Consider the following 13,749-nt stretch of genomic DNA (forward strand, 5'->3'; position numbering starts at 1 on the left):
TCCCGCACGCTGGACCCTCCGGCGGGGGAACGCGCGCGGACGCGCCCGGATCGGGGACACTGCACGGGTGCAGGAGCTTGCGATCACCGTCATCGGCCACGACCGGCCGGGCATCGTCGCCGACGTCGCCGGCGTGCTCGCCGGGCTCGGCGCCAACCTGACCGACTCCACCATGACCCGGCTGCGCGGCCACTTCGCGATGACGCTGGTCTGCAACGGCCCGGCGCCGGACGCGGTCGAGGCCGCGCTCACGCCGCTCACCACGGACGGGCAACTGCTGGCCACGGTACGGGCGGTGGAGCCGGACACCGGCGGCGTGCCGCGCGGCGAGCCGTACCTGGTGAGCGTGCACGGCGCGGACCGGCTCGGCATCGTCGCGGCCGTCACCCGGGTGGTCGAGGAGGAGGGCGGCAACGTCACGGACCTCACCACCCGCCTCACCGGCCCGCTCTACCTGCTGATCGCGGAGGTGGACCTGCCGCCGGCCGCGGCCGACCGGCTCGCGGAGCGACTGCGCGAGGTCGCGAAGACGCTGGACGTCGAGGTGACGCTGCGCCGCGCGGAATCGGATCTGCTGTGACCGCGCCGCTCGACGACCTGGCCGGGTGGACGCCGGAGAGCCTGGGCGAGCCGGGCACGGTCCGGGCCGTGGTCACCGCCCCGGACCCGGTGCTCAGCCGGGCCGGCTCCGAAGTGGACCCGCGCGACCCGGAGGTGATCCGGCTGGCCGCGGACCTGATCGCCACCATGCGCGTCTCGCCCGGCTGCGTCGGGCTGGCCGCACCGCAGGTCGGCGTGAGCTCGCAGGTCTTCTGCGTGGACGTCACCGGCCACCCGAAGGCGGTGACCGTGCACGGCGTGTTCGCGCTCTGCAACGCCACCGTGGTGGAGGCGAGCCGGTGGCGGCCCGGCCGCGAGGGTTGCATGTCCGTGCCGGACTTGACCGGCGACGTGAAGCGGGCCAGCCGGCTCGTGGTCGAGGGGCAGCTGCCCGGCAGCGGCGTGACCGTGAAGTTCCCGGCGGACGGGTTCGAGGCGCGGGCGCTGCAGCATGAGATCGATCACTGCGCCGGCCTGTTGTTCCTGGACCGGGTGGCCGGCGCGCACGCGGTCTACCAACGACAGACCTACCTGTGAGGGATACTCACGGCGCGTCGCGCGGCCGGAGCGTTCGTCGCTCGATACGGTGACCCCATCATGAGAATGACGGTTGGACCCCACCCACCCGCCGTCTACTGGCGGAGGCGCGCCGTTGTCATCGGCGCTGTACTCGTCGTCGTCATGGTGATCGTCTACTCGTGCACCAGAGGTGGCGGCACCGACACGCCGTCCGGTCAGGGAGCGGGTACGCCGTCGCCGAACGCCGACGTCACCCCCACGACCACGGTCAGCCCGTCGGTGCTGACGCCGCGCACCGACCCGCCCGGCCAGAACCAGTCGTTCAACCCGGCGCCAGAGGGCGGCTCGGCCGGCCTGCCCGCACCCGAGGACTCGCTCTTCCCGACCGCGGGCGCGGACGGGATCGTGGTCGGCGGCAACGGCGGCTGCGCACAGGGCGCGATCACGATATCGGCCGCGACCGACCGGTCCAGCGCCGCCCGCGGTGCGGGTCTCCGTTTCGAGCTGAAGATCAAGAACTCGTCGACCCAGGCGTGCACCCTGGACGTAGGCTCGCGCGAGCAGGAGATGTACCTGAAGCGTGGCGCCGAGACGATCTGGTCCTCGGACACCTGCGCCGAACCGGGCGTGTCCGACATGCGCACCTTCGCACCCGGCGAAGAGACCACGATCGGCACCGCCGGCTGGAACGGCAAGTCGTCCGCGAAGTGCGACGCCGGCTCCGCCGCCGGCGACGCCCCCGCCGCCGGCACCTACCAGCTCTTCGGCCGTCTCTCCCAGCAGACCACGAACCCGATAACGATCACGCTGAACTGACGGTGCCGACCAGGCGAAAACCGAAGCCCAAAACCCGATAAGCAGGTCTTCCCACTTCCGGCGGGGGCACTTCCCGAGTGCTCCCGCGGGCACCGGTCGTCGCTGGCGCTCCTCCCTGCCAGTCCCGCCGTGACCAGGACAGACCCCACGCAGCCGAGGCCGCACGGGCCTGCACTCTCGTGCGCTCCTCCCGCCGCGCCGCAGATTCGCCCCGGTCGGCCGCTCAGGCGCCGGCAGATGCCAGCGCTTCATCGCAGGCCGGGCTCCCGCTGGGCACCGCGCTGGATTCCGCGCTGCGTCCTTGTTTCGGGCCGCGTCCTTGTTTCGGGCCGTGTCTTCGTCTCGCGCCGTGCCTCAGTCTCGCGTCGCGTCCGGGGGTGTGCCGCACTGGCTTCGTGCGGCGTCTGCTTCCGTGCCGCTTCTGGATTCGTGCCGGGGCCGAGTCGGCATCGTGCCCTGGTTTCTTGCCGAGCCGTGGGTCCTGTTTCGCGCTGTGGCTTCAGGTGCCGCGCTGCGGAAGTCGCGGCACGGGAGAATCGCGGCGTGCGGGCAGCTCGTCGGGCCGCAGGGACCGCGGCGTCACGAGGAGCGTGGGTCCTGGCACCGTGGAAAACCGGCTCCGATGCCGGGCGGCAAGCGGAGCCAGCGGAGTCGGAGCCCTCGGCGAGGTTTGCCCGCGGGAACATGCGGGCCGGGCCACGCCGGAAGCGGGAACAACCAGCGATTGACCTTGACTTTTGTGGAACGCGACAGAGCGCTACCGGCGTTCGGCGTCGCCACGGGGCGCGGGGGAGTGTGGCTCAGACGTAGCGTTCGAGAATGCTGGCCTCGGCCAGGCGAGACAGGCCCTCGCGGACGCTGCGGGCGCGGGCGTCGCCGACGCCGTCGACGGCCTGCAGGTCCTCGACCGTGGCACCGAGCAGGCGCTGGAGGCTGCCGAAGTGGTCGACCAGCCGGTCGACCACGCTGCCGGGCAGGCGGGGGACCTTCGCCAGCAGGCGGTAGCCGCGGGGGCTGACCGGTGCGTCGAGTGCGTCGGAGGCCGGCGGGTAACCGATCGACTTCGCGACCGCGACCAGGTCGATCAGCTCGGCGGCGGTCAGCAGGTCCAGCTCGACCAGCGCCTCGTCGAGCGTGCGGGCCTTTCGGCCGGTCGGCAGGTAGTCGCGGATGACCAGCGTGCGGTCGGCGTCGACGCCGGCCATCAGCTCGTCCAGCTGGAGGGCGAGTAGGCGGCCGTCGGTGCCGAGCTCGACCACGTAGCCCGCGATCTCGTCCGCGATGCGGCGGACCATCTCCAGCCGCTGCACCACGGCCACCGCGTCCCGCACGGTGACCAGGTCCTCGATCTCGAGTGCGGAGAGGGTGCCGGAGACCTCGTCGAGGCGCAGCTTGTACCGCTCGAGCGTGGCGAGTGCCTGGTTTGCCCGGCTGAGAATGGCGGCGGAGTCGTCCAGCACGTGCCGTTGACCGTTCACGTACAGCCCGATGATGTGCATGGACTGGCTGACGGAGATCACCGGGTAGCCGGTCTGCTTGGCCACGCGCTCGGCCGTGCGGTGCCGGGTACCGGACTCCTCGGTGTGAATGTCCGGGTTCGGCATCAGGTGCACGGCGGCGCGCACGATGCGGGTGCAGTCGCTGGACAGCACCACCGCACCGTCCATCTTGCACAGCTCGCGCAGCCGGGTCGAGGAGAACTCCACGTCCAGCGGGAAGCCGCCGGTGCAGAGCGACTCGACGGCCGCGTCGTAGCCGAGCACGATCAGCGCGCCGGTGCGGCCGCGCAGGATGCGCTCCAGCCCGTCGCGCAGTGCGGTGCCCGGCGCCATCAGGGCGAGGTTGGCCCGGAGCGGGTCACCGGCGGCGCTCGACCCGTTCAGCCCCGGAGAACCGTTCGTCACGGCGCGAGCGGGTGAGCCGACCACGCCAGGGCGGCCAGGGAGGCTGGCACCAGCGGGCTTGCTGGCATCTCGGTCGATCGGCACTCGCACAGTCTACGGACCGTCATCCACGAGCCGCCGTTGCGGTTCGGCCGCAGAACCACACAGTGATCATCTGTCACTCTCAGTAGCCTCATTCTGCCGAGAACCGGGCGGCCCACTGCAGCGCGCTCCGCAGGTCGCCGACTTCCTCCACGCGCATCCCGTCCGGCACGATGCCGGTCGAGGACGGCCCGCACCCGGGCGGGACCAGCGCGAACCGGAAACCGAGCCGGGCTGCCTCGGCGAGCCGCCGGGGGACCGCGCCCACCCGCCGCACCTCGCCGGTCAGCCCGACCTCGCCGATCGCGGCCAGCGTCGGGTGCAGCGCGAGATTGAGCCCGCCGGACGCGACCGCCAGCGCCACCGCCAGGTCGGCCGCGGGCTCGACCACCCGGATGCCGCCGACCGTGGCCGCGAAGACCTCCTTGTCGTGCAGCGTGAGCCGCTCGACCCGGCGTTGCAGCACGGCCAGCACCATGGCCAGGCGGGCACTGTCCAGCCCGGAGACGGTGCGCCGGGGTGAGCCCGGGACCGTGCCGCCGATCAGCGCCTGAACCTCGGTGACCAACGCGCGCCGGCCCTCCATTGCGACCGTCACACACGTGCCCGGCACCGGCTCCGCGTAGCGGGTCAGGAACAGGCCGGACGGATCGGAGAGGCTGCTGATGCCGCCCTCGTGCATCTCGAAGCAGCCCACCTCGTCGGCCGCGCCGAACCGGTTCTTGATGCCGCGGACCAGGCGCAGCGACGAGTGCTTGTCGCCCTCGAAGTGCAGCACCACGTCGACCAGGTGTTCCAGCACGCGTGGACCGGCCACGTTGCCGTCCTTGGTCACGTGGCCGACAAGCACGGTCGCGATGCCTCGCTCCTTCGCGAGGCTGACCAGCGTGGCGGTGACCGCGCGCACCTGGGTGACGCCGCCGGCGACGCCCTCGGCCGTGCCGGTGGAGATGGTCTGCACGGAGTCGACGATCAGCAGACCGGGCTTGACCGCGTCCAGATGGCCGATGACCGCACCGAGGTCGCTCTCGGCCGCGAGGTAGAGCTTGTCGTGCAGCGCGCCCATCCGCTCCGCGCGCAGCCGCACCTGACTGACCGACTCCTCGCCGCTGACCACCAGCGACGACGTCTCGCCGGCCTCGGCCCAGCGCTGCGCCACGTCGAGCAGCAGCGTCGACTTGCCCACGCCGGGCTCGCCGGCCAGCAGCACCACCGCGCCGGGCACCATGCCGCCGCCGAGCACCCGGTCGAGCTCCGGCACGTGCGTCGGGCGTGCCTTGGCGGGTGCGGCGCTGATCTGCGAGATCGGCCGGGCGGGCTCGGCCGGCATGCGCGAGCTGACCACCTTGCCGGAGACGACCGGGCCGGGCGCCGCCTCGATCACCGAACCCCACTCGCCGCACTCCGGGCAGCGCCCCAGCCACTTGGGCGGCTGGTGCCCGCAGGCATCGCACTGGTAGCTCGGACGCGGCTCCTTGGAACCGCCGGAGCGGGGGCGGGTCGAGGAGGCACCGCGGGGCACAGGTCGGGTCACGGGAGCAACGTTAGCCGCGCCCACCGACAAAAAAGCCCGCCCGGTCTCCCGGGCGGGCTCGAAGTCTCGGAAGGCCGACGGCTAGTGGCCCTCGCCCTCGCCCTCCTCCGCGTGCGGAGTCTCACGCGGCGCCGGCGTCAGCGGGATGTCCACCGGCGTCGGCACGGTCAGCAGCGGGCTGGCGACGCCACCCTCGGTCGCCTGGAACGTCAGCGTGACCGACATGCCGCTGCGCAGCGCCGCGGCCAGGCCGACCAGCGACAGCCGCTCCGCGCTCTCGGACGTGAAGATCACCGCACCGTTGCCCGGGATCTCCACGGTCGCGGCACGGCCGGCCGGGGTGGCCGGAGCCGCGGCCGTGGCACTCGGCGACGCCGCGCCACCGGAAGCCTCGGGCGACGGCGAACCGGAGGTCTCGGTCTCCTCCTCGCCGGCACCGGCGGACGGCGAACCGGAGGCACCCGGAACCGCCGAGCCGGACGGGGAGGCGGACGGGGCGGCGGCGGACTCGCCGCCGATGATCCGCACGTCGCGCGCCGTGGTCACGGTCGGGCCCGCGCCCTCGGCCGGCGCGCCGATGCCGATCTCGACGGTCATCGGGTTCGCGGTCTGGTTGATCAGCGTCACGTGCACCGGCGCGTTGCCACCCGCGGGGTAGCCCTCGACGCCCTCGTACGCCACGGCGAGGCCGCGGACCGCGAGCTTCTGGTCGGCGGAGTCGGCGGAGACGCTCGCGACCGACGGCGCCTTCATCGCGGTCTCGGCGATCTGCCCGGCACTGCAGCCGGTCACCGCCAGAGCGACCGCCGCGGCTCCCGCCGCGAGGCGCAGGGCCCGGCGGCCTACCGTCATCGAGCGCGTCACGTCGGTCCTCCTCGAACTACCAGAACGCGAGCTGGCCGGGCTTCAGCCTAGTTGGCCGTGATCCGGTTCGTGAGCCGACCCGCCAACTGGGTCGCGCTCAGCCCACCGCACCGCCCACCACCAGCAGAATCACGTCGATCAGCGCGACCGCGATGACGGACCGGAACGCGGCGTGCGAACGCCGGCCGCGCGCGATCGCGGCCCGGCCGGCCAGCCATCCGGCGGTCAGCGTCACGGCCGCCCCGGCCAGCGCGGCCGTGCCCACCCAGGACGGCGGACCGGGCGGTCCGAACGCGAGCGTCACGGTCGCGGCGAGCAGCAGCCCGGCCGCGGCGATCCGGGACGCGGTCGCGCCGAGCCGGTGCGGCAGTCCCCGTACCCCGGTGGTCAGGTCGTCCTCCAGGTCCGGCAGCACGTTGGCGAAGTGCGCGCCGCCGCCGAGCAGCCCACCGGCCACCACCAGCCACAGCGGCGGCACGGGCACGCCGGGCAGCGCCAGCACCACGAACGCGGGCAGCGCGCCGAACGAGACCACATAGGGCAGCACGGACAGCGGCGTCCGCTTCAGCGGCGCGTTGTAGAGCAGCGCGGAGGCCAGCGCCAGCGTGATGCAGGCCGCGGCCGGTGGCGTGGTGAGCAGCCCCAGCAGCGGTACGGCCACCGCGGACACCAGCGCGGCCACGCCGACCGCCGTGCGGCTCACCGCTCCGGTCGCGACCGGCTTGTCCGGCCGGCCGACCGTTCGGTCCCGCGTCGCGTCGAGCCAGTCGTTGCTCCACCCGACCGCGGCCTGGCTGGCCAGCACGGTCGCGGTGACCAGCGCGCCGCTCGCGAACGAGTGACCGGCACCGGCGGCCAGCAGCGCGCTGACCGTGGTCACGGCGAGACCGGGCTCGGGATGGGACGCGCGGAACAAACCTCGGAGGGCCATGTGCCGCAGTCTGGCCCTTCCCGCCGACTCGTGCCAGGCTCGACGAATGGTGCCGCCCCCGATCGTGGCGCGAAACGACGTTCGGCAGTACGACGTACTCGCCGCGGAATGGTGGCGGCCCGGTGGCCTGTTCGAGCTGCTGCACTGGCTGGCCGCCGCACGCGCCGCACTGATCCCGCCGGCGTCCCGGGACGGCGCGGTGCTGCTGGACGTGGGCTGCGGTGCCGGGTTGCTGGCTCCACACGTGGCCGGGCACGGCTACCGGCACGTCGGCGTGGATCTCGGCGCGACCGCGCTGGCCCAGGCCGCGTCGCGGGGCGTGCTGCCGGTCCGGGCGGACGCGGCCCGGCTGCCGCTGCCGGACGCGGCCGTGGACGTGGTGGTCGCCGGTGAACTGCTGGAGCACGTGCCGGATCTGCCGGCCACGGTCGCGGAGCTGTGCCGGGTGCTGCGCCCGGGCGGCCTGCTGGTGCTGGACACGCTGAACGACACGCCGCTGAGCCGGCTGCTCACGATCACCGTCGCGGAGTTCCTGGTGCCCCGGTCGCGCGGCATCCACGACCCCCGGTTCTATGTGGACCCCGCGCGCCTGACTGCGCTCTGTGCCACACACGGTGTACGGCTGCGCGTCCGGGGTATCCGACCAAGCCTGCCCGCACTCGCCGGCTGGCTGCTGGGCCGGCGACCGCCGGAGCGTGCCACCCGCATGCGTCCGATCAGGTCGACCGCCGTCGCGTACCAGGGAATGGGGCGAAAAGAGTGGTGATCATTGGTGGGATGGGCGTGGCACTGCCCCCGTCCGCCGATCAGGACGAGCTCTGGTCCGGCTACTTCGCGGAGTACTACCAGGGACGCACCGCCGCGCTCGCGGAGAAGATCTTCGCGAACTCCGGCGTGCGCACCCGGCAGGCCGCGGTCAACCCGCTCACCGAGGACGTGTCCGGCTGGTCGACCGAGCAGCGCATGCGCCGGTACCAGGAGGAGGCGCTGCCGCTCGGCAAGGAGGCGGTGGAACGCGCGCTCACCTCGTCCGGACTGGACGCCGCGGACGTCGGCCTGTTCGCGGTCTGCTCCTGTACCGGCTACGCCACACCGGGCTTGGACATCCTGCTCGCCCGTGACCTGGGCATGTCGCCGCGCACCCAGCGGCTGTTCATCGGCCACATGGGCTGTTACGCCGCGCTGCCCGGCATCGGCGCGGTGTCCGACTTCGTGACCGCGCGCGGCCGCCCGGCGCTGCTGCTCTGCGCGGAACTGACCAGTCTGCACATCCAGCCGCCCGCGGCCCGGCTGGAGACACAGCAGGTCGTCTGCCACGCGCTCTTCGGCGACGCCGCGGTGGCCGTCGTGCTGCGGCCCGAAGAGCAGACCCAGCGGGGGTACGCCGTCCGCGAGGTCGCCGCGGTCACCGACCCGACGACCGCGGACCACATGTCGTGGCAGGTCACCGACCTGGGCTTCCGGATGGGGTTGTCCAACCGGGTGCCGCAGGTGCTGGCCCGGCACGTCCGCCCGATGGTCGACGACCTGCTGGCCGGCCATGGGCTGACCGTCGCGGACGTGGACGGCTGGGCCGTGCACCCGGGCGGTCCCCGCATCCTCGACACGGTGCAGCGTCACCTGGAGCTGCCGGACTCCGCACTGGCCGCGTCGCGGGAGGTGCTGGCCACGTACGGCAACTGCTCGTCCCCGACCGTGCTGCTGATCCTGGACGCGCTCCGCCGCCGTCCGGAGCCGCCGCGCCGGGTACTGGCGCTCGCGTTCGGTCCCGGTCTGACGCTCTACGCCGTGCTGCTCGAACTCACCTGAGCTGTTCGAGCGTCACCCGGTACTCGTCCGCTCCGGTGGCGGCCGGGATCGTACGGACGATCTCGTTCCGGTCGTCGACGAGCACCACGCCGCCGCCACCGGTGGGCTCCGGCAGGTCGGTCACCGCGCGCAGCGAGCCGGCCTGGTCGATCAGGCTCAGCAGGCCGGGCGTGGGTGTGCCGGGCGGGCCCGAGGCGGGGAGGCGGTTCACCGCGACCACGCGCACGCCGGGGGGCGCGGCCCGCAGCGTCTCCTGGAGCAGGCGGTCGCAGGCGCACCCGTCGGTGATGACGAACACGGCCGGCAGCAGCGCACGCAGCGGCGTGCTGCTGCCGTCGGCCGCGATCAGGTCGAGCGCGGGCAGCGTGCGTCCCGGGCCGGGCGTCTGGCCGGTCGCGGTGCGCTGCGCGGCCGGTGTGCGCGGCTGACCGAGCCAGCTCACCAGGAACAGGCTGGTCAGTGTGGTGATGATGGCGATCCCCATGATCACCAGGGGGATGCGGAGCGCGGTCTCGCTCGGCGGCCGGACGATCCGGCTCAGGAACGCGCGGCGGGTGACGATCGGGGCGGGCGGTTCGGTCCGCTGCCGCTCGCGCAACTCGCGGCGGACGGCCGCGGCCTCGTCGGCGAGCGCGGAGGCGTCGTCCGGTATGACTATCGATCGCCACTCGGGAGGGAGTTCCGGCAGGTCACTGTCGTCCGGAGGAGGTACGTCGCCGTTGCCGCCAAGCGTGCCCATCTGCGCCCCCTGACCGGTCCACCGGAAGTGACTCGGGGTCCGGCTTATAGCGTCTCGCACCCGGGCGTTCACCGCCAGTGGGGCACGGGGTGGCCATCGGCGATAGAATGGGGCCGCCGCATCGTTGAGCCACGACCTTCCGCAAGACCGTGCAAGTTTTTCTGGCCAGGATTCTTCGCCCCAGCCGGGCAGTCCGGACCGCCGTCGGCGCTCCGTTTCGTCCCGGATGAGGCGGCTCGATCCAGACGTGCTGATCTGTCCGACCTTAGCGACTGTCGATCTAGACGGTCACCGCAGGCCGGTGATGTATTGGTTACGCTGCGTCAGCGAATCATCTGAATGGCGCGCTGTCAAGCCTGAGAAAGACCTTTCACAGGGTGTCTGAGCTGCGCAAATGGTCAGGGTCGGGGTGGGACATCGGTGTCCGACCGTGTTACGCTAGACACAGCGAAAGGGGTTTCGAACCTATGGTTTTCAGTGTCGGCGAGACCGTTGTTTACCCCCACCACGGGGCCGCACTCATCGAGGCTATCGAGACTCGGGTCGTCAAGGGCGAGGAAAAGCTCTACCTCGTCCTGAGGGTCGCTCAGGGTGACCTGACGGTGCGGGTTCCCGCTGAGAACGCCGAGATCGTCGGTGTACGTGAAGTGGTTGGCGAAGAGGGCCTTGGCAAGGTCTTCGACGTGCTCCGCGCCCCGCACACCGAGGAGCCGACCAACTGGTCACGGCGCTACAAGGCAAACCTGGAAAAGCTGGCCTCCGGCAACCCGCTGAAGGTCGCCGAGGTCGTCCGCGACCTGTGGCGTCGTGAGCGGGAGCGGGGCCTCTCCGCCGGCGAGAAGCGCATGCTGGCGAAGGCTCGGGACATTCTCGTCGGCGAGGTGGCACTCGCGGAGAAGAGCACCAAGGACGAGGCGGAGACGCTTCTCGACAAGGTCCTGACCGAGGCCTGAGATCACCAGCACCACCCCTGATAAACGACAGGACCGCGACGTGACCGCGCACCTTGACCCGCGCGGTGACGTCGCGGTCCTTGTTCCTGCCGCCGGTGCCGGTGTCCGGCTCGGCCCGGGCGGCCCGAAGGCGCTGCGCCTGCTCGGCGGCGAGCCACTGCTGGTGCACGCGGTACGCCGGGTCGCCGCCGCCCGTGGCGTCCGCCAGATCGTGATCGCCGCACCACCGGCGGACGTCGCGTTCGTGGCCGAGCTGCTCGCACCGATCGCCGAGGTGACGGTCGTCCCCGGCGGCGCCGACCGGCAGAGTTCCGTGTCGGCTGCGCTCTCCGCCGTACCGGTTGATGTGGATGTCGTCCTGGTCCATGACGCGGCGCGGGCGCTGGCACCGGCCGCGCTGGTCGAGTCCGTGGCCGAGGCCGTGCGGGGCGGCGCCGGCGCGGTGATCCCGGTGCTGCCGGTGGTCGACACGATCAAGGAGGTCGACGCGGCCGAGACCGTGCTCGGCACCGTCGACCGCTCCACGCTCCGCGCGGTGCAGACCCCACAGGGCTTCCGTCGCGACCTGCTCATCGCCGCGCACGCGGCCGCAATCGCCGCGCACACCGACGACGCCGGCATGGTCGAGAAGCTGGGTGAGCGTGTGATCTGCGTACCCGGCTCCGACCTCGCCATGAAGATCACACGCCCGATCGATCTGGTGCTGGCGGAGCACCTGCTGACCCATGAGGCAGGATCCTCCACGTGATCATTCCGATGGTGGGCGTGGGAACCGACGTGCACGCGTTCGAGGCCGGTCGCGACTGCTGGGTCGCCGGCCTGCACTGGCCCGGCGAGACCGGCCTGGCCGGCCACTCCGACGGCGACGTCGCCGCACACGCCGCCTGCGACGCACTTTTCTCCGCCGCCTCGCTCGGCGACCTGGGCAGCAACTTCGGCACCGACCGCCCCGAATGGTCCGGCGCGTCCGGCGTGGCGCTGCTCACCGAGGCCGCGGCCCGGGTCCGCGCGGCGGGCTTCGAGATCGGCAACATCTCCATCCAGGTGATCGGCATCCGCCCGAAGATCGGCAAACGCCGCGACGAGGCCCAGAAGGCCCTCGGCGCCGCCGCCACCACCACCGTGACCGTCTCCGGCACCACCACGGACGGCCTCGGCCTGACCGGCCGTGCGGAGGGCCTGGCCGCCATCGCCGTCGCAATGATCTACCGGCCCTGACGGCGGGGATTCGCTCGAGAGCGGGTGGATGATCCTCGGCGGGGTGTGATGGCTCACTGCCCGCTTGCGCTCCGGTCCAGCGCCGCCGGCCGGTTTCCGGTGGTGGCTGATTTCGGCGGATGCTGCGCGTTCTTCCCGGTCGCGGCCGCACCAGGGGCGGCGCCGGTGTGAGCGCGACTGGCGGATGGGAGCCGACACGCGAGGAGTGCCGCGCCCGTCCGGCCACGGCGGTACTGGTTCTCGGCGCGGCGTCTGAACGCGACTCGCGCACGGGACTGGACCAGCGAGGGACACCGCGCGCTTTCCCGGTCACAAGGGGTGCCGGTTCCTGGGCGGCTTGCGACCGCGAGCCGCATACGAAGCCGAGATGCGGCGGACACCGCGCTTTTGTCTCAGCTGCGGCGGGACCGGCTCGGGCGTCGCGGGAGGGTCGGGTGCCGCGGAGAGGGCTGGGTCGCGCGGCAGGGGGCGGTTGCCGCGGCAGGGCCCGTGCCGGGGTCGGGTGCCGCAGGAGAGGGCGCGGTGCCGCGGCATGGCCGGGAGTCGGAGCGGGGCCGGGTGTGAATATCGGCGGCGGGGCGGTGCCGGGTGCTGTCAGCGAAGGCTCAGGTTGGGTGTAGAGGCGCTCGCATAAGCTCGGAGCGTGCCGAGCGACGCCGCCCCCGACAGCACGCCCGACGACCGGACACCGGACGAGGGCGCCGATGCGACCAGCGCAAACGAGCATGTGCAGCGTGCCGCGCTGCTTGCTGATCTCGAGGCTTATCCGGATGCGATCGTCGAGCTGGAGGCTGCGCTCGCGCTGGAGCCGGGTGATCCGTGGACGCTGGCGATGCTGGCCCGCGTCTATCTGGCCACCGATCGGCCGGCGGACGCGCTGGTGAGCGCGGATCAGGCGGTGCAGGCCGCGCCGGGGCAGGTGGCACCGCTGGTGGTGCGCGGTATCGCGCTGGTGGAGTTGCAGCGGTTCGCGGAGGGCGCCCAGGTCGCGGAGCAGATTCTCCAGCTGGCGCCCCAGGAGGCGTATGCGCAGCGCACCGGCGCCGCGTTGCTCAGTGAGACGCGCAACGGGCAGGTGGCGCTGGACACGGCGTGGCACGCGGTGACGCTGGCGCCGACCGAGCCGGAGAGCCACCTGGTGCTGGCGGTCGTCGCGGCCCGGCTGCACCAGTTCGACCTGGCCGAGCGTGCCTATCGGGAGGCGATCCGGCTCAATCCGGACCTGGAGCAGGCCGGCGCCGACTCGGGGTTGCTGCGGCTGGAGCAGCGGCGGTACGCGCGGGCGCTGGCCGGGCTCGCGGCCGAGGCCTCGAAGGAGGAGCCGGTCGCGTTCGATCCGCGTGCGCGGGAGACCGCGACGCAGACACTCGGCCGCACCACGGACGAGGCGCTGCACCGGGCGCTGCTGATCGGCGGCGCGGGTGCGCTGATCGTGGCGGTGCTGGTCGCGTTCAGCGCGTCGGTGGACGGTGCGCTGTCCCGGTTCGCGGCCGTCTCGCTGACCGTGCTCGGCGCGATCGGGATGGCGCTGTACCTGGCGCAGATTCCGCGGATGGTGCGGGAACGGTTCCCGCAGCTGCTGCGCACCGAGCGGCCGTTGATGTTCGCGCTGGCCGGTACGGCCGCGATGCCGCTGCTGTTCCTGGTGTACGCCGTGATCGGCACGCCGTGGCCGCTGGCGCTGGCGATCGCGTCCGGCGCGGCCGCGGAACTGATCGTCTTCCTCAGGTCCCGCCGCTTCTGACCCGCCGCTCTTGTCGGTCGATCGAGACTTCCATTAG

14 protein-coding genes are annotated in these 13,749 nt (G+C 72.6%); 9 read left to right on the forward strand and 5 right to left on the reverse strand.

Annotation, left to right across the window (positions count from 1 at the left end; all coding sequences use genetic code 11):
- Positions 1 to 67 precede the first annotated feature (67 nt).
- The 3 genes from J2S42_RS23655 (at position 68) to J2S42_RS23665 (ending at position 1,935) form a co-directional block, all read left to right on the forward strand.
- Positions 68 to 580, forward strand: a complete 513-nt coding sequence (locus J2S42_RS23655) for a glycine cleavage system transcriptional repressor (RefSeq protein WP_307242487.1) — start codon at positions 68 to 70, stop codon at positions 578 to 580.
- Complete coding sequence (locus J2S42_RS23660; RefSeq protein WP_307242489.1) at positions 577 to 1,137, forward strand: peptide deformylase; 561 nt, start codon at positions 577 to 579, stop codon at positions 1,135 to 1,137. The genes J2S42_RS23655 and J2S42_RS23660 overlap by 4 nt, the downstream gene beginning before the upstream one ends.
- Before the next feature lie 66 nt (positions 1,138 to 1,203).
- Positions 1,204 to 1,935, forward strand: coding sequence for a hypothetical protein (locus J2S42_RS23665; protein ID WP_307242490.1), 732 nt, complete (start codon positions 1,204 to 1,206; stop codon positions 1,933 to 1,935).
- An 800-nt stretch (positions 1,936 to 2,735) separates the two neighbouring features.
- Here the strand turns inward: J2S42_RS23665 and disA are convergent.
- The 4 genes from disA to J2S42_RS23685 form a co-directional block, all read right to left on the reverse strand.
- Complete coding sequence (disA, locus tag J2S42_RS23670; RefSeq protein ID WP_307242492.1) at positions 2,736 to 3,923, reverse strand: DNA integrity scanning diadenylate cyclase DisA; 1,188 nt, start codon at positions 3,921 to 3,923, stop codon at positions 2,736 to 2,738.
- An 88-nt stretch (positions 3,924 to 4,011) separates the two neighbouring features.
- Positions 4,012 to 5,454, reverse strand: a complete 1,443-nt coding sequence (gene radA, locus J2S42_RS23675) for a DNA repair protein RadA (protein ID WP_307242494.1) — start codon at positions 5,452 to 5,454, stop codon at positions 4,012 to 4,014.
- 81 nt (positions 5,455 to 5,535) lie between these two features.
- Complete coding sequence (locus J2S42_RS23680; RefSeq protein ID WP_307242496.1) at positions 5,536 to 6,318, reverse strand: hypothetical protein; 783 nt, start codon at positions 6,316 to 6,318, stop codon at positions 5,536 to 5,538.
- A gap of 97 nt (positions 6,319 to 6,415) precedes the next feature.
- Entirely contained in the window at positions 6,416 to 7,249 is an 834-nt protein-coding gene (locus J2S42_RS23685; RefSeq protein ID WP_307242498.1) for a UbiA family prenyltransferase, read from the reverse strand.
- Between the two features lie 46 nt (positions 7,250 to 7,295).
- Between J2S42_RS23685 and J2S42_RS23690 the strand changes: the two genes are divergently transcribed.
- Positions 7,296 to 8,015 carry a methyltransferase domain-containing protein gene (locus tag J2S42_RS23690; RefSeq protein ID WP_307242500.1) on the forward strand — a complete coding sequence of 240 codons (720 nt, stop codon included), beginning with the start codon at positions 7,296 to 7,298 and terminating at the stop codon, positions 8,013 to 8,015.
- An 11-nt stretch (positions 8,016 to 8,026) separates the two neighbouring features.
- Positions 8,027 to 9,058 carry a type III polyketide synthase gene (locus tag J2S42_RS23695; RefSeq protein WP_307242502.1) on the forward strand — a complete coding sequence of 344 codons (1,032 nt, stop codon included), beginning with the start codon at positions 8,027 to 8,029 and terminating at the stop codon, positions 9,056 to 9,058.
- Here J2S42_RS23695 and J2S42_RS23700 read toward each other — a convergent pair.
- Complete coding sequence (locus J2S42_RS23700) at positions 9,051 to 9,797, reverse strand: hypothetical protein (protein WP_307242504.1); 747 nt, start codon at positions 9,795 to 9,797, stop codon at positions 9,051 to 9,053. The genes J2S42_RS23695 and J2S42_RS23700 overlap by 8 nt on opposite strands.
- 467 nt (positions 9,798 to 10,264) lie before the next feature.
- Between J2S42_RS23700 and J2S42_RS23705 the strand changes: the two genes are divergently transcribed.
- From J2S42_RS23705 to J2S42_RS23720, 4 genes are all read left to right on the forward strand, one after another.
- Positions 10,265 to 10,750 (forward strand): CarD family transcriptional regulator, encoded by a 486-nt coding sequence (locus J2S42_RS23705; RefSeq protein WP_033342403.1) that lies wholly within the window; start codon positions 10,265 to 10,267, stop codon positions 10,748 to 10,750.
- A 40-nt stretch (positions 10,751 to 10,790) separates the two neighbouring features.
- Positions 10,791 to 11,498 carry a 2-C-methyl-D-erythritol 4-phosphate cytidylyltransferase gene (gene ispD, locus J2S42_RS23710; protein ID WP_307242506.1) on the forward strand — a complete coding sequence of 236 codons (708 nt, stop codon included), beginning with the start codon at positions 10,791 to 10,793 and terminating at the stop codon, positions 11,496 to 11,498.
- 8 nt (positions 11,499 to 11,506) lie between these two features.
- Positions 11,507 to 11,968: a 2-C-methyl-D-erythritol 2,4-cyclodiphosphate synthase gene (gene ispF, locus J2S42_RS23715; protein ID WP_307248973.1), complete on the forward strand. Its 462-nt coding sequence runs from the start codon at positions 11,507 to 11,509 to the stop codon at positions 11,966 to 11,968.
- Positions 11,969 to 12,611: 643 nt separating this feature from the next.
- Positions 12,612 to 13,712 (forward strand): tetratricopeptide repeat protein, encoded by a 1,101-nt coding sequence (locus J2S42_RS23720; RefSeq protein WP_307242508.1) that lies wholly within the window; start codon positions 12,612 to 12,614, stop codon positions 13,710 to 13,712.
- Positions 13,713 to 13,749 lie beyond the last annotated feature (37 nt).

Source organism: Catenuloplanes indicus, from assembly GCF_030813715.1.
Lineage (GTDB): Bacteria > Actinomycetota > Actinomycetes > Mycobacteriales > Micromonosporaceae > Catenuloplanes > Catenuloplanes indicus.

Bases quoted from the DNA above. Each gene is read 5' to 3' on its own strand.
- J2S42_RS23665 (WP_307242490.1), top strand. From the start codon at position 1,204: ATGACGGTTGGACCCCACCCACCCGCCGTCTACTGGCGGAGGCGCGCC.
- J2S42_RS23685 (WP_307242498.1), bottom strand. From the start codon at position 7,249: ATGGCCCTCCGAGGTTTGTTCCGCGCGTCCCATCCCGAGCCCGGTCTC.
- J2S42_RS23690 (WP_307242500.1), top strand. From the start codon at position 7,296: ATGGTGCCGCCCCCGATCGTGGCGCGAAACGACGTTCGGCAGTACGAC.
- J2S42_RS23695 (WP_307242502.1), top strand. From the start codon at position 8,027: ATGGGCGTGGCACTGCCCCCGTCCGCCGATCAGGACGAGCTCTGGTCC.
- J2S42_RS23700 (WP_307242504.1), bottom strand. From the start codon at position 9,797: ATGGGCACGCTTGGCGGCAACGGCGACGTACCTCCTCCGGACGACAGT.
- J2S42_RS23705 (WP_033342403.1), top strand. From the start codon at position 10,265: ATGGTTTTCAGTGTCGGCGAGACCGTTGTTTACCCCCACCACGGGGCC.
- ispF (WP_307248973.1), top strand. From the start codon at position 11,507: ATGGTGGGCGTGGGAACCGACGTGCACGCGTTCGAGGCCGGTCGCGAC.